Here is a 25,671-nt window from a genome sequence, read left to right as displayed (position 1 = left end):
AGTCTGGCCTCCATTTATCATTTTGCTTGATTTTCAATCACCAATCTATTGATATGCAGCGAGAGATACACCAACTCATTTTCTGTAGAATGAGACTGATAATTTTTTTCGAGATAGTCTGCAATTTTTTCTGCACAGCGGTATTCCGCTGGATATTTCATTTTAACTATCTGAATCAGCTCGCTATCTAATTTATTTTGATCATGTTCTTGCTTCAATTGTCTGATAAGGTAATATCTTAAATGTGTCACAAATCTAGCAAAGGTGTTGGTTTGTTGATTAATTGTAATTTGAAAATGATACATAATAATTTTAACAATTTGCATGATCATCTCGGTCATTTCACCAGATTCATATTTTTCCGAAAAATCCAGCTGTGCATTGACAAAATGCATGGTTAAAAAAGAAATTTCTGAAGGTGGTAAATTGGTTTTTAATTGAAGATTAATGGTTGCTAAAGCTTCTTCTGCTACCTTCATTTCTTTTTGATAATATTGCATAATCTCCCATTCTAAAGGATGAATCAGATGAATGTTATCAGCGAATCGTTGTAAAGAAAAATGAATATGATCTGATAATGTGACCACTAAATTAGGAGATAGTTTGGTTGCTAATAGCTTTTCAGCTTGATCAACAATTTGTTTTGAAACACTTAGCTCATCCATTGGAATGCCCTTTAGCATTTCAACCATATAGCGAAAATCACTGTCTGGTTTTGGAATAAAGGTTTGCTCAATTAAATTTTTCTTTACCAAATCTTTGGGATAAACTTTAAAGCCAATACCCTTTCCCATCACAATCAGTTTTTCGCCATTTTCATTAGCTAAAACAACATTATTATTGATTCTTTGCTCTACTAACATCATTCTCACCCCTTGCTAAAAATATCGTGAAACAATAAAGAATCCTCCTTATTTTTTCCTTTATCAAGCTCATTGATACGAAAAAAGACCTAAATAAAATATCTCGTAAGATACTTTATTTAGGTCATGCCGGCATTATCCGTAACAAATCCTCTGATATGTAACCGTTTACGTGTTCATTGTAATGGATATTTTCTAAGGTGTCAATAGGGCAAATGATTTAATAGCACAAAAGTCCCTCCTTCACTTTTTCAGTAAAATAGGGACTTTCAGTACTTTTTCAGATGAGGAGACCTATCGTTTTAGAAGGCTCCGCCACCGCCGCCGCCTCCACCACCGAAGGACGAACCACCACTAAAGCCACCACCAGAACCGCCTGAACTACTAGCATTCGTAATGGCATTACCAACTGCATGATTGATACTACTTTCAAAGCTATTACTAAAGGCATTGCTTGTATGGAAGCCCATTGGCCCAAAGTAATAAGGGGCAATCATCATGTGATCAATCTCTGCTTGTGGGAAATTCATTTTAAGTGCGTTAATCACTTCTTTTGAGACACCTAATGAAATCGCATAAACTAAATAATGATCCCAGATGACAATTGAACCAACATCAGCCATATTTAAATGACTAATATCAATCAGCATTTGTTTAAAGGCGAACCATTTTGCTGTTTCATCGACACCTTTTTGTGTATAAATCGGGAAAAATTTAGCCCATTGGATACAAAATAGAATAAAGACAGCGACCATCGCAATAAATGGAATTGGGTAAAAGGCATCTTGGAGGCCTGTTATCACCATGACAATCATCAGTAAAATAAATAGCGCCATGCCTACTCCCATCACAATAGCTTTAAATTTTGAGTCTTTAGCATCTATAAATTGCTCTTTGTCCGCTTGTTTCTTCACAATTTTTTGCCAAGTTTGAAAACGATTCATAAATCTTTTCGCTTTTTTCTGATCTTTTTTACCATAAGCTTCAACTTCAGTTAGCAGCACACTTTCACCATTACCAATAATCTTAATCAACCAATCAACTAAGTAGCTTTCGTGAGCCAACATAGGCTGAATACCTTCCATGCCTGATAAAGCAATGCGATAGGTTTCTTTGCTTTTATTTTTTTTCAGAAATTTTGTGTCTACCACTTCTTCTTCGGTAATTGTTAACCAACGTTTTCTGACTAAATCCATCATGGTTGCCGTAATTTCACGACTGCCTGGCACTTTTCTGGTTAATAATTGATGCATCACTGCTGGGGATACATCTTTTGGAATATCATATAAATGCTCTTGATGTAAAGTCGTTACTGCTTTTTTGCCAACTTTTTTTCTAACATAGAAGGTTGCAGCAACTGCAATGACAATGCCTAACCCACACAAGCCATAAATAAGATACATATAGAATTTACGCTTATTATTGGCATCTTCAGCCATTTTCGCTTCTTTTGCTAAAATTTCTTCCTTCATTTCCTTGTTCACAATATTTTGATTTGCTGGCACAATGGATGTTGGGAAAATCACATGGGCTTCGACAAATTGATTGCTAGAATTTCCATTCACTTCTAATGTGACAGTTTGCTGATCAGATAAGCGTTCTGAGCGTCCTCTTAGTGAACCATGAGCCCAAACCTTTAAATCATCGGCATCTGCTACTGGTTTTGGTAAACGAATGGTCACATAAACATGCTCTATTTCTTGCTCCCAATTTGAACCAACCACACGGCGGTTAAATTCAGCTGTATCCTTGTAAGAAGTAACAGCATCTTTCATTTTATATTGGTAAATAAAGGTGCGCTTTTGATCATCAGATGGCTGAAAAACCTTAAAATGTAAGATTCCTTTTTCATAATTCGCCGTATAAGTACCCACTGCTTCTGTTGATGCTTCCTTAAAAGGAACTGCACCTTTGCCATCCTCAGTGTCTGCAACAGAAACTTCATATTCTGTTACATCTGGTAATCCAATTGTCTCTAAGTCAAAAAAGACACCATTAAAGTGGCCATCAAATTCATAAGTTATTTTTTCAACCACATCTGCACTGCCATCTTCTTGAAGCTGAATATCAATATCATAATTTAGAACATTAAATTCATCTGCAGAAACACTGCTTGGATGGATAAATAATAGGCAACTAAATAATAGCGTGAACCACAACCATTTTTTCTTCATTTATTTCACTCCTCGACTTTTTCTTCAATAAGCTACTTTAAATATGCCATAGTTTCCAGATAGAATCAATGTTTATTGCAGTAAAGCTAACTACATAACAGCACAATTATTGACTTCATTTTGCAAACTATTCTGTGGTTCATACGCCTGATTTTCTCTACTATTTAAAATCTTTTCGATATTGTATCAATAAGTAGATGCCACTGACAAAAAAGGCAATGCCATATTTTAGCATAAAGAATTGATTGATTAGATAATCTTTTGGAAAGATGATATCACAGATAACAATTGACATGAGCATACAATAACAGCTGGTTAAGTTTATTTTGGTTGTTCGCTCATCTGATTTGCCAATTTTTACTGTATAAAATAGAACCAAAGCCGCACTGGCCATGATAAATAAGAAACCTAATCCAATAAAAAGATTGAAATTCCCAATAGATTGTTCTGTCCATTCCTTTAAAGGGTAAAATAAAGCACCTGGTAAATCACTTAAACTTTTAATTTTCATTTGTTGTTCCTCCTAATTCATAAGTAAAAATTTCAGTTATCTCCACATTAAAATAAGTAGCGATTCGAAAAGCTAATAATAATGAGGGGACATAATTTCCTTTTTCCATGACAAAGATAGTTTGTTTAGATACCCCTATTTGATCAGCTAGTTCCTGCTGGGATAAACGCGCTAACACTCTAAATTCATAAACTTTATTATTGATCCCATCATCAAAATCTTTTTTCATCTAACCACCTCCTGTAAATTGATTATAAATTAAAGTCACCAAAAAGTAAAGCAAACTTATACAAAAGATATTTAAACTTTAAAATTAGTAAACAAATATGATCAATTTTTTAAGTTGAATTTACTAAAAATCTCTTTTTATCTCGCTTGAATAGACCATTTTTATACTAAAAAAACACCTTTATTTTCTTCATTTTTCAATGAAGCTAATAAAGGTGTTTCTATTTTTGTGCTTTCTAGTTCAGCTCTTCCCTGAAGAACAATGTCGACTAAAGGATGGCTAAAATCACAAAGTTTAAAATAAAGAGTGCTGTTGCACCTAAAAGAATTGGATGAATTTCTTTGAATTTGCCTTTCACAATCTTGATTAGACAATAGAAGATAAAGCCAGCTGCAATACCATATGAAATGCTATAAGCAAGACCCATAAAGATTGAAGCAAAGAAGGCAGGAATCGCTTCCTCTAAATCATCCCATTTAATATTTGTGAAGGAAGACATCATCATCACACCAACAACGATTAATGCTGGAGAAGTGGCAGCTGATGGTACAAGACCAGCAATTGGCGCTAATAAGCTACTTGCTAAGAATAAGATTGCCACCACAACACTGGTTAAACCAGTACGTCCACCCGCACCAATTCCCGCTGCACTTTCAACAAAAGTTGTGGTATTAGATGTTCCAAAAATTGCCCCTACTGAAGTCGCAATCGCATCTGCGAATAAGGCCTTATCCATTTTTGATTTAAAACCTTTACTGTCTTCAAGTGCTTTTTCATCTTCTTCACTGAAGATACCTGTACGACGACCAGTACCAATGAAGGTCCCAATTGTATCAAACGTATCAGATAAACTAAACGCAAAAATCGTCATAATGACTAATGGCAAACGAGATGCATCATTAAACAAGGACATCATCCCATCTGGACCAAAGGCTGCACCAAAAGTCACACCTAAATCAGCAAATGAATTCCCTAAAGAATCTGCTGAAATGCTTGCTTGAGAAAAATCAACAACACCCATTGGAATCCCAATAATAGTCGTGATCACAATACTAATTAAAATCGCACCTTTTACATTTGAAATTAATAAAATAATGGTTAAAACTAACCCAATTAATGCAAGTAAGGCTGCTGGATTGGTAAACTTCGCTAGCTCTGGTACAACACCGCCACCTGTCACCGCTCCTGTTACTTGACCATAATCTGACTCTGGACTGTAAGACTGTCCATTAACTGAAATCAAACTAGTTGAATCTGAAACAAAATTTAAAAAGCTCGAGCCTTTAATCCCAACATAAGCAATAAATACACCAATACCACCACTAATAGCATGCTGTAAGCCTACTGGAATGGCTTTAATAATACTTTTTCTAAATTTTGTAACAGTAATTAAAATATTAATCAAGCCACATAAAAAGACCAAAGCTAATGCTTGCTGCCAAGTAAATCCTAAGGCAAAACACACTGTATAGGTGAAAAAAGCATTTAAGCCCATTCCTGGTGCTTGTGCATAAGGAACATTTGCAAAAAGACCCATAATTAACGTACCAATTGCTGCAGAAATAATGGTTGCTAGAAAGACTGCTTGAGAAGGCATTCCGGTTAAAGATAAAATTGCTGGATTAACAAATAAAATATAAGCCATTGTAAAGAAAGTCGTAAATCCTGCCATTACTTCGGTTGAAACTTTTGTACCATTTTCTTTCAATTTAAAAAACTTTTCCATGTTCTCTCCTTCTCTAATCGTTAGGAGCTAAAAACAGCTAGCAAAATATGCTAGCTGTTCTGTTTCTGACTATTTAATTGAATAGAAAACAGTCCCTTACACAGTTCATTTAAGAGAGGATCTTCTATCAACTAATAGTCAAACCATTTAAGGTGGTTCGGTAGAAACTTAAAGCCCATATCGCTTAGATTATATTAGTATGATTTCATTTCTCCTTAAGTATACTGGATAGGAGGGGATAAAACAAGAGGTTTCAGAACAAAAAGCAAACATTTTTTATCTTAACAAAAAAAACGTTCGTTTTTAAGCTTTATTTTAAAAATTTGTTATCTACTTTCTATTTTAGCCCGAATCATCGCCCAAGCTTTTGGTGTTTGCTCTTGATAATGAGCCAATTTAAAATTTGGTGGTTTCACGCCACAATAAGGAACAAAACCAAATGTTAAATAAAGCTGAATGGCGACATAGCTTTCTGTTTGTGTGGTCAGATAAAGAAATTCTTGTTGTAAGCCTAATTCATGATAAAGGTTCAAAAGCTTTGTGAGCATCGCTTTTGCAATGCCTTTTCCAGCTTCCTGTTCAGCTACAGCGACATAATGAATACGTTGCATGCTGGTACCAAAGTGTTCCCCATGCCATAAAGAAGCTGTTGCCACGATTTGATCTGCTTGATTTTTAACAAATAAACATTTTTTAGTAATCTGCTCTTCTGCTGCAACTGAAAGGAACACTTCTTGAAAAATTTGTCTAGCTGTAGCTTGATTCTCCATCTGTCCAACAGCTACTTGTAAAGCTGCCCAAGCTTCTTCATCACCTGGCTGATAGCCACAAAATTGATAGCCAGCTGGAAGTGAATAAATCGGGTAATTCGCTACATCTCGTTTTGTCATCAAAACAGCAATATGCGGCATCGTTTTATCTAGCAAATCTGTTCACTCCTTCTATTCGATATAAGCTAATTCATATAAAGCTGTAGCAAGGGTTTCGATTCCTGCCATCAAATCTTTTAGCGCTGTTGCCTCTGCTGGATTATGGCTAATTCCGCCAATACTTGGTACAAATAGCATGGCTGTGGGAACAAATTTTGCAATAATCTCAGCATCATGTCCTGCACCACTATGCATCAAACGCGATGGCAGCTGTAGCTTCTCTGCAGACTTTTGCAATAACGCAACACAAGCTGCATCCATTTGAACAGGCGCTTCATCAGTTCTTAGCTGAATATCAATCATTAATCCCATAGCCTGAGCAGTTTTTTTCATATCCTTTTCAATTTCAGTAGTAAAGCGATTTAAGGTTGCTTCATCTGTGTGTCTACAATCCATTGTAAAATGAACCTCTCCTGCCACAACATTGGTCACATTGGGTTTAGGAATGACTTGACCAAAAGTGAGCACCAAAGGATCGCCTAGTAATTTTGCCTTTGCAGTCGCTTCAACACAAATTGTGCTAAAGGCAACAAGCGCATCTTTCCGATAAGACATGGGGGTAGTTCCTGCATGATTGGCTTCTCCTTTTAAGACAATGGTATAACATTTTTGGCCAACAATACTGGTCACAATGCCAATCGTCTTTTCTTCTGTTTCTAATATTTTTCCTTGTTCAATATGCAGCTCAAGAAAAGCTTGAATATCTGATCTTGCTGGTTGTGCTGAAGCTTTAAGCTGAAAGCCAGCTGTTGTCATTGCCTCCTCGAATGTAACCCCTTGAATATCGGTTAAGTCTGCAATTTCTTGTTGCTTAACAGCACCAAATAGGTTTTTACTACCAAAGAAATTAAAAGGAAAGCGACTGCCTTCTTCTTCAGCCATTGAAATGACTTCTAGTGAACGAAGCGGTGGCCCATAAGTCTTAATCAGCTGTTCCATGGCTAAATAAGCTGCGATGATACCAAATTGGCCATCGAGCTTTCCGCCATTTACAACGGTATCCATATGTGAACCTGAAAGGATTGTTTCAGCTGGATATTTTGTCCCTTCAATGCGGCCAAATAAATTCCCCACCTCATCAAACCTTGTGCTCATCCCAATTGACGCGAGTCGTTGCTGTAAAAATTGTTGGGCAGCAAGCCATTCTTCTGTATAAAGTAAACGTGTGATGCCACCATCTGGTGTTGCGCCAAATTGAGCGAATGCTTCAATTTGTGCTTGCACTTCTTTTTCAGTTAATGAAAACATGTTGTCCTCCTTCTTTTATTTACGCCAGAAAGTTGAGCAATCCGCTTTATCTAAGCGATTAAATTGAATCATTTGCTCAAGTAAGGAATAATCAATCGGTTGCTCCCAAGGAAAACGCAATAAATTCTTTGTATGGTCATAGCCAGCTTTTTGGATAGCTTCTGAAAAATGTGTGATGCCAGCAGCTTCTGGAGAGACAGCTAGATGTTTTTTAGAAACACTAAAGCCAAGAATGAAGGTCTCATGATCTGTAAACATCGGTTGATTCCACGCAATTTTTGTTTTTAAGTCAGGAAATTTTTCCATTACCCAGTTTAAGACCTCTTCTGTTCGTGCACGATGGTCCTCCTGATCAATTGTTGCTAAATAGTCAGCAAATGTTTCCATTTTCCCCACCCCTAAATCGTTTTTTTAGTTGGTTTGATTATAGCATGAACCTACGAAAACTACTAAAATTGTGTAACCAACAAATAAACGCGCAAATGTCAGCTATTTAAAATCGACATTTGCGCGCTTTAGTGATTCAATTTTTGTGCATTATATGTAAGATTTACATTTAAAACGTTCCAGCATACCTGCTTTTTCCTGTGCTACGAACTCTTCCTTTAGGTTTCTGTGTATTGCTAACTTGTGTACCAAAACAATTTTGAATCATTTCGTTAAAATAAACCAGTAAGGTTCGAGCATCATTGATTCTTGTCGCTAAATTTGTAATGGCACTTCCTAAATTATCCTGAGTTAAATCATCACTTAAATTCATCAGCTCTGTAAACATTCGGCTTAATACTTCACTGGTCAATAGCTGCACTTGAATGATTTCATCTAAATCAAAAGCAGTATAAACCCCTTTTTCTATCACGGGTTTTAAATAATTTTCCATTGAATGAACCCCTTGATGAAAGGTTTGGCAAGCATTTAAGGCTGCATTGAATATATCAATTAATGGTAAAATTTTATGCTCAGCATCTTCAATTGCTTCTCGTACTTCTGCTGGAAAGTGGTCCTCTAAACGACCAACACTTTGCTTTTCAAGTGGTTGTTTTGATTGATCTCGTGACAATTCACTATCTGGATGATAAGAAATGGTCGGGCTTTCCTCATAGGTAATGTCTAGACTCATCTCGCTTAATAATGCTGTAATGAGATTTTTAAAGGTATTCATCCCTTCGCGAATGACTGTTGTTTGCGCCTCTACCTGCGTTAAAATATCCGTATAGGATGAAGCAATTTCATTGCTGAGTTGCTTACTTTTTTCTTCTACTTGTTCATCAAATGCCTGTAAGACATTTTTCACATCATCAAAAATAGCTGTTTCTTCCAGAAATGCTTCATATGTTGCTGGCACATGTACATTTGTCGTAGCGGTCATTTCACCATTTTCAATCGATTGTTTCAACCACTGATCTCTTTCTTCGTAATTAATTGCAATGGCTGCAGTTAATTCACTGACACTGCTGAGCGCCCGCTTTAATTCAGAAATATTTTTATGCTCAACCTCAAAGACATCTGTTAGGGCTTGTGTGATGCCATCTTCTTTACTATCTCTCAATCCGATTCCTTCAAAAGCTTTTTTGATTTTTGATTCTAAAGAATTTGTAATCGCAACCAGTGCCTTTGAAATTGCAGAAATAGATTCATGACGGTAAATGGTGCCATTATAAGTTTCTTCTAGTGCATCCGTCATATTCACATTATGTTTAAGAGTATAACTTGCCTCCATTAACTCTCTTAGCTGTCCGCCAAATGTACCGACATCACTAAAAGTCCATTCAACTCCACCCTTAAACCATTTCACAGTGCCACTGACTCCCAATGAATCAAATTTTCTCGTAATATCATATGGATTAAAATCTGATAAGGTTTCTAAAATGCTTTTTTGATTTTTCATTTCACCAAATGAATCATCTATCGCTGTTAATAAAGAGCCTAAACCACTGCTCTCCAAGCCTTCAATTACAGACTCATTCAGTCTATTTCTTCTTGTCTCAAAAGAGCCTTCTATGGCTTCATTTTTACGCGCACAAACTGAGACATTTTTATCAGCCCATAACAAATCATCATTTGCCATGACTTTAAGGTTCACACTAAGATGAATGAGTGCATCTGGATTAATTTGAATTTTTTCACTACTCCCAGTAGCATTTCCGCCTGGGGTTCCTAATAAGTTTTTCACTATTAATTGACGAGCTGAACGCGTAACATCCGTTTTCCCATCACCATCTACATCAACATTGATATTTTCATAAACAGTTTTATGTTGCTCCATATCAATAATTTTACTTAAATAAAGTTGGATATCTTCATTTAAAAAATGGGACATATCATGGGGATTTTTATTATAAAGAACATACTCATTTCCTATGTATAATGCATTTACTAAGCCAACAGAATTATTTAAAATATCTTTATCAGAAACAAATCGAATCACATTACCTGAAAAATGTTCAATTAATTGATTAAGAATCGTAAGGTTAGCATTACCAGGTGCTTTTAGAAGGGCTTTAAGTGCAAGAGCATCATCTCCTAATAATCCAGCAAGGAATTCAATAGCATTAGATGCGGTTAAAGGTGCACCGTTATAAGTAACTGTCATTGGATTATTGGTAATTAATGCGACTAGTACAGCGATATTCCCACCTAGAGAATGTCCTGTTAGCACAATTGGGTAGCCTTCTTTGGCTAGTCTTTCGTAGAATTTAACAGCTTCTGAAACATGACCTTGGCTACCAATAGCTAAGCTGAGGTCTGTGAGAATATCTTTCATTCCATCTGCTTTGACATTTGTGCCTGGGTAGCCGATAATCATTTGGCCGGTTCTAGTGTCTAGGAAGGCACAACCTGCTACACCGGTTTTGGGGTCGTAGAAGCTGTCTTGGTATTGGAGGTGGGGTGGGAAACCCTCTTTATCCTTTTGCACTTGAATATACTCTTCAATTTCCTCTTGAGTATTGCCTCTTACAAGCATTTTTTCAATTACATAACTTATTTCTGATGTAGTACTTGTACCTTCACCTTCTGGATTATACTTCTTTTGTTCACTCATTTTTGACTGACTCCTCTCCTAAAAATTGCCCTTTATAATCTATTCCCTTTTCGCTCACACCATAATTAAATGACTCTAAAATATAAGCTTCACCTTCTTTTTCGATTTTCAGTTCTACTTCCCCTCCATCATAATAATTCCCTTTTTTACTAAATTCTATAGAATAACCAGAGCCATGTTTTAACAAATTATTATTCCCTAGATACTCTACTAAATCCTTATTTTCATCTGCTAAAAGATAAGTAACCGAATAACTAGGAACTTCAAAATCATAGTCAGATTCCTTTATTTTTAAAGTTTTGAAATACTCTTGCGAGAATGAAACTTCCTCGAACATAAATTTAAAATCTTTAATTTCTTTAGTTAATTCATATCCCTCTTGCACATGATAACCATTTATATCCAACATTACAGGGATTTCCTCTATTTCATTTTCCGGATCCAAATAACGTCGAATATAATATTTTCCATAAGCTTTTTTATCTTCTGGATAATATTTCAATACCATCCCTTTTACTAATAGCCTTACCTCACCAATAGAAGCTTCATCGTTTCTTAATTTCTCTGAGTTTGAAACAATCACTAATTTATCCTGAAATTCAAAATACTCCATAATTGGTTGTTTTTTATACTCTGAAGCTAGTGGCATAATTTCTCCAACTATATCTTTTTCGGGTTTACAGCCAGTAATCATGAAAACACAACATAGAATAAGTAGTACTGTTATTTTATTTTTATTCTTCATTTTCTGCTCCTCTTCGTTGAACAAGATAAGTTTAAACACTTACGACTACTTTTATGTATACATCTATCATACAATATATACTAATAAAAATGCCTATCTCAATCCTATCTTTTTCTTTACTTTATAGGTAACCGTCATTGGATTATTAGTAATTAAAGCGACTAGTACAGCGATATTTTCACCTAGAGAATGTCCTGTTAGCACAATTGGGTAGCCTTCTTTGGCTAGTCTTTCGTAGAATTTAACAGCCTCTGAAACATGACCTTGGCTACCAATAGCTAAGCTGAGGTCTGTGAGAATATCTTTCATTCCATCTGCTTTGACATTTGTGCCTGGGTAGCCGATAATCATTTGGCCGGTTCTAGTGTCTAGGAAAGCACAGCCTGCTACACCGGTTTTGGGATCGTAGAAGCTGTCTTGGTATTTTAAAGTCTTAGGAAATCCATGCTCTCTTTTTAAATTTTGAACATAACTTCTAATATCTTCTTGCGATTGACCTTTTGCAAGCATTCTTTCAATTTCATAACTTATTTCTGCAACTGTACTTGTACTTTCTCCATTTAGATTGAATCTTTTCTTTTGTTCACTCATTAGTTGTCATTTCCTCTCCTAAATATTGTCCCTTATAGTCTGTACCTTCTTCACTAATATTTTGGTTAAAGGTTTCACTAATATATAATTCTTTTTCATTATTAACATTTAATGTCATATCGCCTCCACCGTAGCCTCTTCCTTTTTTTCCAAACACAACAGAATATCCCTCTCCGTATTGTAATAAGTCTTTTTTCTTAAGATATTCTTTTATTTCATCATTCGTATTCAAAAAAAGATATGTTACCGAGTAACTTGGTACTTCAAAAGTATAGTCTGTATTTTCTACTTTCAAAGATTTAATATATTCAGGTGTAAACGCAACCTCTTCTGACATAAAGATAAAATTTCTTATTTCCTCAATCAGCTCATATCCATTTTTAACTTGGTAACCATTTTCATCTAACATAAGAGGTATTTCACTAGATTCAATTCTTTTTCCTTGATTGAAATATTGATCTACTGAGTATACTCCATAAGCTTTTTTATCATTAGGATAATATTTCAAAGTCATTCCTTTTATTGTTAATGATTCATCTTCATTCCTTATTCCTACTGAGCTAGATACATTAACAAATTTATCTTTTTTCTGAAAATATTCCATAATTGGTTGTTTTTTATATTCTGCTGTTACTGGCATAATTTCTCCAACTATATCTTTTTGGGGTTTACAGCCACTAATCATGAAAACACAACACAGAATAAGTAATACTGTTATTTTATTTTTATTCTTCATTTTTCTGCTCCTCTTCGTTGCATAAGAAAATACTGCTGTTTGCTTTATTATGTATCTAACTTTTTATCTGTACTAAAATTAATTATACATAAAAATATTTCATTAAACAATTTAACTTTTGGAATAATCCATGAAATATAGGCAAATTAAAAACTTTAACTTTTGTCAAAAAGTTAAAGTTTTTAATGGGGTTATTGATTTTGATAAACAGCTAAAGCTGCAAGGACTGCTGCTCCTTGATTCACTACTCCACCATGATAAGAAATGGTTGCTTCTAAGGCACCTAATGTGTGTAGTACATTTTCTTTGCGGCTGCTATAGCCCATATTGCCAATGCGCCAGATTTTTCCTTGTAATGAACCAAAGGAGCTAGCGATTTCAACGCCAAATTCATGAAGTAAAGTTGCTCTAACAGCTTCACCATCAACCTTCTCTGGAATTTCAACACATGTTACTGTGCCCATTTTACTGGTTAAATCGCCAAAAAGGGTTAAGCCCATTGCTTGAATTCCTGCCATCATCGCTTGTTCATTTAAACGGTGTCTTGCAAAACGTGCTTTAAGTCCTTCTTCCTGTACCAAGCGTAAGCCTTCATGGATGCCATAAATCATGGATGTCATTTCTGTATGATGGTTGACATGTTCACTATTCCAATAACGCTGAATTTGACTTAAGTCTAAGTAATTGCTTTGGATAAAGTCAGGGTTGCGAATCTGATTGGATAGGCCTAGCTCTAATTGGTAACGGGCTGTTAAGATTTTTTCTACACGTTTGTTATAGGTAATTGGTGCCATTCCTGAAGGAACGCTTAAGCATTTTTGGGTGCCTCCAATGGCAATATCAATGCCCCATTCATCCACTTTCACTGGAACGCCACAAAAGGTTGCAACCGCATCAACTAAGAAAATATGGTTGTTCCCTTGGCAATAGGCACCAATTTCTTTGAGGTCTTGGATTTGTCCTGTTGAGGTTTCGCCATGAACCATTGCAACAACTTTGGGTTGGAAAGCTTTGATTGCTTGAATAACTTCTTCAGGGTCAAAGGTTTGTCCCCATTCTTTTTCAATGAGCTTCACTTCAGCGCCTGCTCTTTGCGCCAACTCCACAAAGAGGTAGCCAAAGCGGCCATATGCTGGGACTAAGACACGGTCTCCTTTTTCAATCAAACCTGACATTGCTGCTTCTAGGCCTGAGCGTGAGGTGCCGTCTACCACAAAGGCTACTTCATTTTTTGTTTCAAATGGGATCTTTAGCATGGTAGCTACTTCGTTCATCAGCTTGAAAAAGGCTGGATCATATTGTCCTAGTATGGGTGTTGATAAGGCTCTTAGTACGCGAGGGTCTGCCTCCACTGGGCCTGGTGTCATAATGGTTCTTGTTGGGACTGAAAGTTCTTTAATCATCCGTTTCCATCTCCTTGTTTTAATTAAACTGCTGCTCTTGATTATTTGAACGGCTTTCTTCCCTATATTTTAAGCTATCTCTCTTTATTAATTTTTGTTTATTCTGTATAATTGAACTAGATGTATCCGTGCAAAACAAACAATTTTTATCCAATCATAAAGGAGTGCTTCTAAACCATGACAACGCTTGGTGATTTACTTAAAATTCCTAGATTTTCTAATATTCAGGTTCTTAATGGGCAAGCTCATTTAGACCGAACAGTTGATACAATTGAAATTTCTGAAACCCCTGATATGGCCCATTATTTGCCTAAAAATGTTTTCTTATTAACTACTGCTATGACTTTTAAGGAGGATCCTGTTGGACTTTGTGAGATGATTCGCTCCTTAGCTGCTCTGCCTGCTGCTGGTATTGGGATTAAGCTAGGGCGTTTTTTAAATGAGCTTGATCCAATGGTTTTAGAGGTAGCAGATGAATTAAATTTCCCCATTTTACAAATTCCTGCTACGGTTACGCTGGGAACTGTTTCCCATCAATTGTTATCTTATATATGGGATCATGAAACAGAAAAGCTTAATTATGCATTAGACATTCAGAAAAAGTTCTCAGATATGATGATTAAAGGGGCTACAATTGATTCTTTGATTCGTCATTTAGGGACTATTTTAAAGCGACCTGTGTTACTGATTGACCCATTTATTGAAATTGTAGCGCAGTCTAAGCAATTACAAAAAGAGGCGTTATTAACGAAAAAAATGATTCAGAAAATGCAGCCTTTATTAATGAAAGCCAGAGATTCTGGGAAAGAGCATTCTTTTATGTTAGATGATGACGCAAAACAAAAGTTATTGGTTTCAGTTTATCCGATTATGACGAATTCTTATTTTCCTTATTTGTTAGTTATTTTTAAAGTGGATCATATTCCTTATCCATTTTCACAATTTGCCATTGAACAGGCCAATACCGTGTTATCTTATACCCTGTATAAAAATGTGAAAATTGTAGAGAATCGTTTGAGCTTACAAGAGGACTTTTTTCATCAGCTGACTGAAAAGAAACCGACTAAAGAGGTTTTACATTTAAATTGGCTGGATTATGGGAAGGATTATGGCTTGATTGATACGGATTATTATCGGGTGATGATTGTCAATTTTGAAGAAACTGCTCAGGATAAAATGAATGGACAGCTGACCAATGATCGGCATCAGTTGACTTTTGAATGGCTCAATCAGCAGCTTCCGATTCATTTTAAAAAGGCGTTATTATTCCCTATCAAAAATAGTCAGCATTATGCGATTTTATTGCAGAAATCGACGATTTTATTTAATGATACTTTGACGCATCTCAGGGATGAGTTAAGCAAACTATTGCCTATTTCGTTACATTTTTCAGTTGGAAATGAAGTGGATAATCCAAATGATATTCATTTTTCTTATCATGAAGCTTTAGATGCTTTAAATGCTGGGCTTGCTGAAGAAAAGCAGCCAATTGTGAATTTTTATCAGTCTAAGGGGATTCATAAGTTAATTGAGTATGTGCCGAAAGAGGAAATTGAAAACTTTTGTGTGGAAAATTTGAAGTCATTAGCTTATCCGAAAAATGAAATGGCTCGTGAGCTGCGTCGTACTTTGAAGGTTTATTTAGAATCGCAATATGAAATTACAACTACTTCTAAGAAGCTGTTTATTCATCGTAATACGGTAAAATATCGGATTGCAAAGTGTGAAAAATTATTTGAAACCTCGATTACTGATCCTGTCTTTTCTTTGAATTTAAGATTGGCTTTGATTCTTTCTGATATGGAAAGGATTTAATAGAAGAAAAAAATAGTTCAAACAAAGAACATTCTTTGCTTGAACTATTTTTATGTTTTACTGATTTCGCAACAACTACTCGCTTAGTGAATGAATTATGGATAAGTTGCTAATATTTCGCTCATTTTAGTATAGCCTAATTTTGTTGCATAGGCTTCAGCAGTCATACCATAGTTATCTGTTAAATGCTTATTTGCACCTTTCGCTAATAAGGCTTGAATTATTTGTTGATAAACCTCTGAGCCATCGGTTAAAGCAACTGCCTCAATCAATGCTGTATACCCAAAGTCATTTTGGAAATCAACAGGTATTCTGCCATCTTCAAGGAGTAAGATAACATTCTCTAAATGGCCTTTTTCAGCAGCTGGAATTAAGGCATTGCCGCCAAAACGGTTATAGATTGTAAAATTTGGTGTGCCTTTTGTCAGCATATATTGTAAAATCTCCGTTTTCCCTTGTGCGCCTGCATATAAAAAGGCACTATCTGAAATATGGTCTTGTAGGTTAATATCTGCACCACGATCAATTAGTACTTTTGCAATTGGTACAAAATTTTGGTGCGTCGCAATGAGCAACGGGGTTTCTCCTTGGTCATTTTGTTCATTGATGGCATAGGTTGTATCTTTCAAAATCGATTCAACTAATGTGAAATTATTTTCTGAAACGGCGCTTAATAATGCACCAGACTCATAATGTTGGCTGTTTTCTGAACTAACAGAGCTTGCTTCTCTTGATGAATTACTTAAACTTTCTTCAGTGGATTCTTTCATTTTACTGGCCTCCTTATTTTTCTCAGCTTGTGTATTGCACCCTGTTAGTAAGAGTAGGCATGCAGTTGCAGTTAATAGTAAATGTTTCATGTTTTTTCACCTCTGCGATTGTTTTAATGAGCTAAGCATGCATTGAGCTGATTATAAAAGCAATTTTTTTGCTTAAAAACGAAGGAGAAATAACTCTTTTCTCCTAGTTTATAAGATGATAAAATAAAGTATGGATACTAATAAAGAATAAGAGAGGAAGTTTTTATGGGCGCATGGGGAATCAAAGCATTAGAAAGTGATGAAGGGCTTGACGTTGTATCTGCAATTGGTCAGTACATAGAGGAAGAAAATATCTCTGTTTTTAATTTACAACAAATTACTCAACAATTAGTTGAACTTGGTTTTATGACTGAGAATTTAAATGAAGAAGAAGAATTTTTATATGATAATTCAACGATAGCACTTGCGGAGTTGACATTACAAATGGTAAAAAAAGAACCATTTATCTATGAAGAATTAAAAAAATTAAAAAGCTATAACATTCAGAAAGAAGCTATTCAATTTTTAATTACATTTATTCAGAAAATTGATGATACACATGAATTAGTAGCGTTATACTTCAACCAAGAAACAATTAAAAATTATCTTAAAGAATTGGTTGCTGAATTAATTGAGTTAGAAAAAAATTGTTAATAAAATAAAGATGCAATCACAAAACAGCTGATTGCATCTTTATTTTATTTATTCGGTAAAATTCGTGTGCCAGCATTTCCTGCTAATGCTTCAACTGCTTCATCTAGTGAGCAAATAATCGCTTCTTTTCCACCAGTTGCAAAAGCAATCGCTGCTTCCATTTTAGGTCCCATACTGCCATCAGCAAAGTGACCTTCCGCCATATAACGGTTGGCATCTGCTAGTGAGACAGCTTCTAATTTTAATTGGTCAGGCTTCCCAAAGTTTAAATAAACATTTGGCACATCTGTTAAAATCATAAAGACATCTGCTGAGACTTGCTCTGATAGGCGTAGCGCTGAGCGGTCTTTGTCAATAACGGCTTCTACTCCTGTCAACAGGCCTGCTTGATCAGCAACTACTGGGATGCCGCCGCCACCTGTTGAAACCACAATATTATCTAGCTCAAGTAGTGCTTGAATCGCTTCAACGCCATGGATTTTCATTGGTTGTGGTGAAGGGACTAAGCGACGATAGCCACGGCCTGCATCTTCGCCTGTTGCCCAGCCTTTTTCTGCTTCTAAAGCTTTCGCTTCTGCTTCTGTGAAGAAGACACCAATTGGTTTGGTTGGTTCATTAAAAGCTGGATCATTGGCTGCCACTTCGGTTTCTGTTAAAAGGGTCACAACATTACCTGATAATTGATTTTTTGTTAATTGGTTCTTTAAGGTTTGCTCCATCATATAGCCAATAAAGCCTTGTGATTCTGCACTACAAACATCAATTGGCAAGGCCGGAACAAACGCTTTTGCTTCTTCGTTTTGGCGTAGAATGTTTCCTACTTGTGGTCCGTTACCATGTGTCACAATCACTTGATGTCCAGCTTTTTTGACTGCTGCGATTAGCTCTGCACTCATTTCTACATTCTTTAATTGATTCTCATAGGTTGCTTCTTGGTTGGGGCGTAAAATTGCATTTCCACCAAGTGCGATCACGACTCTTTTTCCCATTGTATTTTCCTCCAGTTCATATTGCGTCACTTGATTGTGACGTCATTTCTGCTTATTTTCTCTCTCAACTAATTGATACAAACCTAATAATAGTCCAGTTATTGTATCTGCACCTGAGGTATGTCCATGGGCTAGGACTTGCTGTAGCGCAAAAGACATATTTTCTCGTGGGTTGATAGAAAGGCCCTTCATTAATTGTAAAATACTGCTACTAAATTCACCCTTGATGGCATGTTTTAAATAAGCTTTGCTCACATCTGTGGTGCAATTCTCAGTTGTAACAATTTGTGCTAATGTGGTGAGAAAGCTTGGTAAAACTAGGCCAAATTGATGATGAACAGCTAGTATTCCTAGTAATAAATCATCCCCAGAAGGGGTTAAACCTTTGCCTCTACCAATAAAATAGCGGATGGCTTCCTCTTGTTGAGCAGGTTCCGTGCTAAATAGGGCTTGTCCAAATCGTTGCTTTGACCAATCAATTGTTGCTAATGGCTGATCAAAGCCGTTAATGGCTGCACTTTTTTTGACAGCTTCTTGTAATGCTTGGTATTGTCCCTTATCTAGACTTGAAGTAGGCTCCAGCTTGGTTTGATAATGTCCTGCATACTGAAGTGAAATTGTGCAAGGTATCTCAAGAGCAAGCCATGCTTGGTGTTCTCTAGTAAAAGTTTGTCCTTTTTTTATTAAAGGGAGAATGGCTTTGATATCTCTTGCGGATAAATGGATGGCAAAAGGTAAGGTGCCATTTTTTTCGGTGCCAATAAAGAGTAAGCGTTGGTCTGAAATGAGGTTAAAGCCATTCTCAAAGACACTATGCACAGACCAACTTTTTGGGGAGTCTAATGTCATCGCATATTCACTGTATTTTTGAGCATATACTTTCATCTTTCAAAGCCTCACTTTCTATTATTTTTCTCCGAAAAAATTTGGGAAAGGAGACAGACTCTTTCCCAAATAGGATCACTTTCTTTTAGATGCTCATGCCTAATTTTTTTGCATAGGCAACAATGGCTTTTTCAAAGCAAGCAAGTGGTGGATGCACTGTTCCTGCACCGATTTGTCCAACGCCAGCTTTTTTGTGTGCAATTCCTGTGTTAATAACTGGTGTAATGCCTGTTTCAACGACTTTACGGGCATCAATTCCTAGACAGATTCCTTGGAAGTCCCAAGTTGGTACGGTAAAGTTTGGATTGCGGTCAATCACAATCTCCATCATTTCATTACTGATTGCAAGTGCATCACCAAAGCCTCCTGTTCCAACAAAGCGTGTTACGGCAGGGGCTGCAATCATTGCCATACCACCTACGCCAAAGGTTTCTGTAATCGCGCTATCTCCAATATCTGGGTTGGCATCTTCACCTGAATAACCTGTAAAGTATAGTCCTTGTGGTGTGTTAACTGGAGCTGTGAACCATTCGTCTCCCATCCCACTAATACGGATACCAAAGTTTTCGCCGTTACGGCACATAGCGGTTACAATGGTTCCTTCTTGGATCATTCTTGCGCCATCCATTACTGCTTTAGAGGCTGCCATCATGATATTTAAGAAGAATTGGTCTGTATCTGCTAAGAATTTCATGACTTGTTTACGTTCTGCTTCATCCATCTCAATATCGACAAGGATTGGTGCAACTTCTTTTAAGAAAGCTAGTGAAGCGGCAATATTACGTTGGTGGAATTCGTCTCCCATTGCAATGGCTTTAGCAATCATCACATTTAAGTTCATGCCATTTGCTAAAGTGTGTAACACTTTGCTTAATGCTGGCCCTAAAACATCACGCATCCAACGTAAACGATTCACGACTTCTTCTGAATAGGCGCCAAATCTTAAGACAGCACCAATTCCTTCGTTCATTGTACAATAAGCAACATTTTTGTCTGTTTTATTTTCAACAACAAAGACAGGCATATTTCCTGAAGTGATCCCGCCCATTGGTCCGACTGCATCTACATGATGACAGGGCATAAATTCAATTGCGCCACTTTCTAATAAGGCTTTGGCACTAGCTTCATCTGCTGCCCATTCTTCAAAAAGAACGGCACCAATACATGAACCTTGCATGGGTTCTGTCATATTTTCCCATTTAATCGGTGGTCCCGCATGCAGCAAGACTTTTCCTTCTAACACTGGGATTACTTGTTTTGCAGATACAACATCTAGTAAAAACGGTGCTGATGCAACTACTTTAGCTGCAACGGCTTTATTTGCTTCGTCAATTGTTTGATAAGTCATTCTTTATAAGCCTCCTAAATAATTTTCAACTAAAGGGTGTTATTTTGCTGTGTAGTGATCTAAGAAGTACAATACTTTTTGTAAGGTAACATCGCCACCAGCTGCTGGTCTCCAATCAAATTGAACGGCTTTTCCACCTGTTTCACGAATGGCTTCTGAGAAACTCTTCAATCCTAGGTTAATCACTTCTGGTTTCGTTTGTAATAATGCTGTCACTTTTTCTGATACGACTGGAATCACTGCATCTGTTGTAGCTAGCTCTTTTTCAACTTTTTTATCGGTATCTTTGACTTCATGGTCAAGAATGGCTAAAGCTGTACGAACCGCTTTATTGTTGCTATCACAAACAATGACACCTGCTTCTTCTAAAATTTCTTTTTGACGGAATAGGTTTTGCGGATCACTTTTCGTTCCTACAACCGTTCCAAGAACAACCAGTTCACGTCCTGCTGCTTTAGCTGTTTCTTTGACTTCTTTAATCGCTGGTGCTAATTGGCTTGCCATATCATCATGGGCACCATAACCAAGAACAACGTCTAATAAAATAATCGCTGTTTCTGGATCACCTGCAGCTGCTTTTAACATTTCAATCCGTTTTTCTGGATCAATCATTGGGTGTGGCTTCCCTTGTGTATACATATCATCACCTAGGTCAATCACTTCATGACCACCTGTTTTTAGGACAAAGCCATCTTGTTTAATTAAGCCTTCTTTTAATGCTAAAGCATCTGCAATCAACATACCTGCTTCACTTGCTAAGGTACCACCTGAGTAATAACCTTTGATATGTGTTTGATTCTCTTGCAGATGAACAACTGGTAAGCTTAGCTCTGCTTCAATGGCTTTTATTTCTGTCCCATTTAAAGCGGCAACTGCTAATTCAGCTGTTTCTTCAAGTGTATAAGCAAAATATAGATTTTCCTCATGATGTGTTGGTTTTTCGCCTAGGAAGATTGCAACAACAGGCTTGCTGACTTTTCTTAATAAAGCAACCACTTTATCACGAACAACTTTTGCTGGTGGCTTAGAAATCACAACAATCACATCTGTATTTTGATCATTCTCTAAAGCTGCAATACTATCTAACATTGTAATGCCACCAATTTTTTCTGATAAATCCCGACCACCTGTTCCAATGGCGTTCGTTACGCCTGCACCTAATTTATCGATAATGGTTGAAACTTCTTGAATGCCTGTTCCTGATGCGCCAACAATGCCGATTCTGCCTGGGCGAACAATGTTTGTAAAAGCCATTGGTACACCATTAATAATACCAGTGCCACAGTCTGGACCCATTACGAGCAAGCCTTTTTCATGGGCTTTTTGTTTTAAATGAAGCTCATCTTCAATCGTCATATTATCACTAAAGATAAATGTATTTAAGCCTTCATCTAAAGCTTTTTCAGCTTCTAAAGCAGCATAAGTTCCCGGAATTGATAACATCGCCATATTTGCATCTTTGCCTAATTTCATTGCTTTATCCCAAGTTCGAACAGATTCTTCTGCAACCTCATCATCAGAGATTGATTGTGAGGTTAAAAATTCATCTACTTCGGCTAAAACGGCATCAATAATTGAAGCCTCATCTGTATCTAAAACAATAGCCATATCATTGGCTGAAGCTGCTTCTAATTCTGCTGTGCGTAATCCACTTCCACCAAAAATATCTTTATTAGCAGGTGTTCCCATCATAATTGAAACACGATTCACATGATCCATTGTACTAATTTTATTGGTTAACAGCATTAACACAATAGAATCTTGATAAGCATTTTCTTTAATAATTGTGTGTAACATTCAAATTCCTCGCAATCGTTTTATTTTATTCTTAAAGTGATTTAGCCTTATTCGGCAAATTTATTTTTATGATCATAACGGTCAAAATGAATGACATCACTCACTAAGTAATCATAAATGTCATCTACAAGCTCGATACCTTCTGCTTCATAATTTTTTTCACGCATTCTACCACGTTCACCTGGGAAATTAACTTCTTTAAAGCCTTCACTTGGTTTGATTTCTTTTAATTCATCTAACATGGTTGAAATATTTTCTTTGAAGGTAGCTAAATCCGTGAAGAAGGCTGGATTGATTACAAGATGCAATTGACCTAATTCCCTACCTTGAGATAAGTCATGATACATTGAGGACACATGCTTACCAAATGGCAATCCTAGTAAGGTGCCTGCTAAAATATCCACCATCATCATTAAGCCATAACCTTTTGGTCCTGCTATGGGTAGTAAAGCGGTTACTTTCGTTGAATCAGTTGTTGGATTACCCGCCTCATCAACTGCCCAAGAGGCTGGAATTGTCTCTTTTTTAGAGCGCGCATGTAAAATTTTGCCCCAAGCTTGAACCGTTGTTGCCATATCAAAGGTAATCATCCGCTCATCATGACTCGGTGCGGCAAAAGCAATTGGATTGGTACCAAAATAGGCTTCTGAGCCGCCAAACGGCACCACCATTGGATCAGATTGACAAACAGATAGCGCAACTAAATCCTGCTGTGCTGCCATTTCCACAAAATAAGCTAAAGCACCACTATGTGACATGTTTCTAACACCAACAACTGCCACACCTGTTGCTTTTGCCATTTTGATTGCCTGATCCATTGCAAGCTTCGCTGCCACAAAACCTGAACCATTATCTCCTTCGAAAATACCACAGCTAGGTGCAGTTTGCTTAAAGGAGAAATTTGGGCGGTTGGTAATACCGCCCTTTGCAATTCTTTCAGCATAATATTCTACCCGCATTGCCCCATGAGAATGAATGCCTCTTGCATCAGCAAAAGTTAAGATATCACTCACAATTGTTGCATGCTCTTCAGTTAAACCAGCTTTTTCAATCTTATTTTTAATCAGTCGATGTAAATCTGCTTTGTTTATTTTCAAATGAATCGCTCCTATCTTAAAAGCTGAACAGGCTCGTTTAGCCTTGACAGGAAAATAGGAAAAATTGATTGTGACGCTTTTTGTCACACGCCATTTTTATCTTTTTCCCGAAAGACTAGCCTGTGAAGCTGGATAGCATTAAAAGCTGAACAAGCCCGTTCAATCTTGATAGTAAAATAACCTGTTAAATGAGATAGAACTTATTCCTTTTCACCAAATGCGTTTGCTTTGTCATATTTATCAAAATGAATGGTATCACTGATTAAATAATCATAGATTTCTTTGACAATTGGAATGCCTTCTTTTTGATATTTCTCAGCTGTCATTTCAGATAATTCCCCTGGATATAAGACTTGTTCAAAGTCAGCAGCTGGTTTTCCTGCATGTAATTCTGAAACCATTTGATCAATATTTTCTTTGAAGGTTTCTAAATCAGTGAAGTAGCTTGGGTTAATAATCATGTGTAATTGCCCTAAGTTACGGCCTGCTGTAATATCTGTATACATAGAAGAAACATGCTTGCCAAATGGTAAGCCTAGTAAGGAGCCTGATAAAATATCAACCATCATCATTAAACCATAGCCTTTTGGTCCTGCAATTGGTAATAAGGCTTTCACTTCATGAGGATTTGTTGTTGGATTGCCCGCTCCATCTACTGCCCAAGTATTTGGGATTTCTACATTACGAGAACGCGCATCTAAAATCTTACCCCATGCTTGAACTGTTGTTGCCATATCAAAAACGATTGGTGTGTGATTTTTTCTTGGTGCTGCAAAAGCAATTGGATTGGTACCAAAATACGGCTCTGAACCGCCAAATGGCACCACCATTGGATCTGATTGGCAAACAGATAAGGCAATCATATCTTGTTCAGCTGCTTGCTTCACAAAATAAGCTAATGCGCCACTATGTCCCATTTGATGAACACCAACAACTCCAATTCCAGTTTCCTTAGCTAAACGAATCGCTTCTTTTAAGGCTTCATTCGCAGCAAAGTGTCCAACACCATTATCTGCTTCAAAGACCCCTGTACTAGGACCTGTTTGATTAAATTTAAAGTCAGGTGTTAAATTACTACCACCTTTAGCAATACGTTCTGCATAATAATCCACACGCACTGCTCCATGAGAATGGATGCCTCTTGCATCAGCAAAAGCTAAAGTATCTGCTACCACATCTGCATGAGCTGTTGCTAGACCTGCTTTTTCAAGCTTATTTTGAATTAAATCATGTAGTTCTTTTTCAGTTACACGTACCATTTCTAATTCTGTCATTGTTAAATCCTCTTTCTATTCTTTAGATTTGCGCATCACGGTTGCAATCTTTGGAATAAAGATAGCTAAAGCTTTCACCACGTCCAACTGCATATGTTGCTTGTGGTACATAAGCCCCCATAAATAAATAATCGCCTTTTTCAATTGGAATCCACTCGTTATCTAATACATAAACCCCTGCACCTGAAAGCATATAAGCACCATGCTCTTGAACATGGGTTTCAATATAGCCATGGCTTGCACCTGGTTTAAATGAAAGAATATGGAAATTCATATCAAAGCCTAAATCTTTTGGTAATAAATCTGTTAGTAAGACATCTGACATGCCTTCATATTCTTCTGGTGTGATGTCATTTGTATTGCCTGAAATATTACGTGCTGTATGTCCCTCAATTGCTTCATAGCGTTTCTTGTATAAGAATAATTCACTATTGGCACCATTGATGTTTTCTAAATACATTTTTTTATCAGCTGGTAAGTAAACATAACCACCACTTGTATGAACATATTCTGTTTCGCCATCGCTGATTTTTACTTTTCCATCTAATACATAAACAAAGGTTTCTACACCTTCTTCTCCAAAGCCTAAAGTATTTCGGCCATTTGGCAGCATTGTCACAAGATAATCCACAAAGGTTGCGCCTAATTTTGGAGAGGATAAAATGGATAAATCACAGTCTTCAAATCCTGGTACAGTATTTTTCACTAAGCCATCTGGTGGAATTAAAGCGAAGTTCCCTCTTCTAATAATTGAACGTGATGCTAATAAATCTTCTCTATATCCTACTTGATTGTTACGGTATCCCATGTTAAT

23 protein-coding genes and 1 riboswitch are annotated in these 25,671 nt (G+C 36.6%); of the genes, 2 read left to right on the top strand and 21 right to left on the bottom strand.

The genetic code is table 11. The features are described from left to right. Nucleotides 1-17: 17 nt before the first annotated feature. From BMW29_RS00790 to BMW29_RS00730, 13 genes are all read right to left on the bottom strand, one after another. The gene (locus tag BMW29_RS00790) at nucleotides 18-863 is read right to left on the bottom strand and encodes a PRD domain-containing protein (protein WP_177165621.1); all 846 of its coding nucleotides are present in this window, start codon (nucleotides 861-863) and stop codon (nucleotides 18-20) included. A 302-nt stretch (nucleotides 864-1,165) separates the two neighbouring features. Then, complete coding sequence (locus BMW29_RS00785; RefSeq protein ID WP_092649316.1) at nucleotides 1,166-3,037, bottom strand: DUF2207 domain-containing protein; 1,872 nt, start codon at nucleotides 3,035-3,037, stop codon at nucleotides 1,166-1,168. A gap of 160 nt (nucleotides 3,038-3,197) precedes the next feature. After that, nucleotides 3,198-3,548 (bottom strand): DUF2178 domain-containing protein, encoded by a 351-nt coding sequence (locus tag BMW29_RS00780; protein ID WP_092649315.1) that lies wholly within the window; start codon nucleotides 3,546-3,548, stop codon nucleotides 3,198-3,200. After that, nucleotides 3,538-3,777, bottom strand: coding sequence for a helix-turn-helix transcriptional regulator (locus BMW29_RS00775; protein ID WP_092649314.1), 240 nt, complete (start codon nucleotides 3,775-3,777; stop codon nucleotides 3,538-3,540). The genes BMW29_RS00780 and BMW29_RS00775 overlap by 11 nt, the downstream gene beginning before the upstream one ends. Before the next feature lie 268 nt (nucleotides 3,778-4,045). Continuing rightward, entirely contained in the window at nucleotides 4,046-5,503 is a 1,458-nt protein-coding gene (locus tag BMW29_RS00770; protein ID WP_092649313.1) for an NCS2 family permease, read from the bottom strand. Nucleotides 5,504-5,618: 115 nt separating this feature from the next. Then, nucleotides 5,619-5,720, bottom strand: a riboswitch (purine riboswitch). Between the two features lie 109 nt (nucleotides 5,721-5,829). Then, entirely contained in the window at nucleotides 5,830-6,429 is a 600-nt protein-coding gene (locus BMW29_RS00765; RefSeq protein WP_092649312.1) for a GNAT family N-acetyltransferase, read from the bottom strand. A 15-nt stretch (nucleotides 6,430-6,444) separates the two neighbouring features. Beyond that, nucleotides 6,445-7,680 (bottom strand): allantoate deiminase, encoded by a 1,236-nt coding sequence (gene allC, locus BMW29_RS00760; RefSeq protein ID WP_092649311.1) that lies wholly within the window; start codon nucleotides 7,678-7,680, stop codon nucleotides 6,445-6,447. 15 nt (nucleotides 7,681-7,695) lie between these two features. Further along, complete coding sequence (locus BMW29_RS00755; protein ID WP_092649310.1) at nucleotides 7,696-8,067, bottom strand: iron chaperone; 372 nt, start codon at nucleotides 8,065-8,067, stop codon at nucleotides 7,696-7,698. 169 nt (nucleotides 8,068-8,236) lie between these two features. Further along, a complete protein-coding gene (locus BMW29_RS00750) occupies nucleotides 8,237-10,723 on the bottom strand; it encodes an SA1320 family protein (RefSeq protein ID WP_092649309.1) in 2,487 nt (828 codons plus the stop codon). Further along, nucleotides 10,716-11,468 carry a tandem-type lipoprotein gene (locus BMW29_RS00745; RefSeq protein ID WP_092649308.1) on the bottom strand — a complete coding sequence of 251 codons (753 nt, stop codon included), beginning with the start codon at nucleotides 11,466-11,468 and terminating at the stop codon, nucleotides 10,716-10,718. The genes BMW29_RS00750 and BMW29_RS00745 overlap by 8 nt, the downstream gene beginning before the upstream one ends. A 93-nt stretch (nucleotides 11,469-11,561) precedes the next feature. After that, nucleotides 11,562-12,059 (bottom strand): alpha/beta hydrolase family protein, encoded by a 498-nt coding sequence (locus BMW29_RS00740; RefSeq protein ID WP_092649307.1) that lies wholly within the window; start codon nucleotides 12,057-12,059, stop codon nucleotides 11,562-11,564. Then, entirely contained in the window at nucleotides 12,052-12,795 is a 744-nt protein-coding gene (locus BMW29_RS00735) for a Csa1 family protein (RefSeq protein ID WP_092649306.1), read from the bottom strand. The genes BMW29_RS00740 and BMW29_RS00735 overlap by 8 nt, the downstream gene beginning before the upstream one ends. Before the next feature lie 191 nt (nucleotides 12,796-12,986). Next, nucleotides 12,987-14,198 carry a pyridoxal-phosphate-dependent aminotransferase family protein gene (locus BMW29_RS00730; protein WP_092649305.1) on the bottom strand — a complete coding sequence of 404 codons (1,212 nt, stop codon included), beginning with the start codon at nucleotides 14,196-14,198 and terminating at the stop codon, nucleotides 12,987-12,989. Between the two features lie 177 nt (nucleotides 14,199-14,375). Here BMW29_RS00730 and BMW29_RS00725 point away from each other — a divergent pair, with 177 nt between their 5' ends. Next, a complete protein-coding gene (locus tag BMW29_RS00725; RefSeq protein WP_092649304.1) occupies nucleotides 14,376-16,013 on the top strand; it encodes a PucR family transcriptional regulator in 1,638 nt (545 codons plus the stop codon). Nucleotides 16,014-16,108: 95 nt separating this feature from the next. Here the strand turns inward: BMW29_RS00725 and BMW29_RS00720 are convergent, their stop codons facing one another. After that, nucleotides 16,109-16,873, bottom strand: a complete 765-nt coding sequence (locus BMW29_RS00720) for an ankyrin repeat domain-containing protein (protein WP_092649303.1) — start codon at nucleotides 16,871-16,873, stop codon at nucleotides 16,109-16,111. Between the two features lie 165 nt (nucleotides 16,874-17,038). On the opposite strand from BMW29_RS00720, the gene BMW29_RS00715 reads away from it, so the two are divergent. After that, on the top strand, nucleotides 17,039-17,467 hold the full coding sequence (locus tag BMW29_RS00715; RefSeq protein WP_092649302.1) for a DUF4259 domain-containing protein: 429 nt from the start codon (nucleotides 17,039-17,041) through the stop codon (nucleotides 17,465-17,467). 44 nt (nucleotides 17,468-17,511) lie between these two features. On the opposite strand, the gene arcC is transcribed toward BMW29_RS00715, so the two are convergent. From arcC to allE, 7 genes are all read right to left on the bottom strand, one after another. Next, a complete protein-coding gene (gene arcC / locus BMW29_RS00710; RefSeq protein WP_092649301.1) occupies nucleotides 17,512-18,456 on the bottom strand; it encodes a carbamate kinase in 945 nt (314 codons plus the stop codon). A gap of 42 nt (nucleotides 18,457-18,498) precedes the next feature. Then, entirely contained in the window at nucleotides 18,499-19,341 is an 843-nt protein-coding gene (locus tag BMW29_RS00705; protein WP_092649300.1) for an oxamate carbamoyltransferase subunit AllH family protein, read from the bottom strand. Between the two features lie 85 nt (nucleotides 19,342-19,426). Beyond that, nucleotides 19,427-20,689 carry a YlbE family protein gene (locus BMW29_RS00700; RefSeq protein ID WP_092649299.1) on the bottom strand — a complete coding sequence of 421 codons (1,263 nt, stop codon included), beginning with the start codon at nucleotides 20,687-20,689 and terminating at the stop codon, nucleotides 19,427-19,429. Between the two features lie 39 nt (nucleotides 20,690-20,728). Next, a complete protein-coding gene (gene fdrA / locus BMW29_RS00695) occupies nucleotides 20,729-22,486 on the bottom strand; it encodes an acyl-CoA synthetase FdrA (protein ID WP_092649298.1) in 1,758 nt (585 codons plus the stop codon). 47 nt (nucleotides 22,487-22,533) lie between these two features. Further along, on the bottom strand, nucleotides 22,534-23,583 hold the full coding sequence (gene allD, locus BMW29_RS00690; RefSeq protein WP_092649297.1) for an ureidoglycolate dehydrogenase: 1,050 nt from the start codon (nucleotides 23,581-23,583) through the stop codon (nucleotides 22,534-22,536). Between the two features lie 200 nt (nucleotides 23,584-23,783). Continuing rightward, a complete protein-coding gene (allD, locus tag BMW29_RS00685; RefSeq protein ID WP_092649296.1) occupies nucleotides 23,784-24,857 on the bottom strand; it encodes an ureidoglycolate dehydrogenase in 1,074 nt (357 codons plus the stop codon). Nucleotides 24,858-24,879: 22 nt separating this feature from the next. Further along, nucleotides 24,880-25,665 (bottom strand): (S)-ureidoglycine aminohydrolase, encoded by a 786-nt coding sequence (gene allE, locus BMW29_RS00680; protein WP_092649295.1) that lies wholly within the window; start codon nucleotides 25,663-25,665, stop codon nucleotides 24,880-24,882. Nucleotides 25,666-25,671: the final 6 nt, after the last annotated feature.

Origin of the sequence: Isobaculum melis (assembly GCF_900111355.1) — a bacterium.
Taxonomy (GTDB): domain Bacteria; phylum Bacillota; class Bacilli; order Lactobacillales; family Carnobacteriaceae; genus Isobaculum; species Isobaculum melis.
The sequence above is the reverse complement of the archived record's forward strand: the minus strand, read 5'-3'. Positions and strand labels throughout refer to the sequence as shown.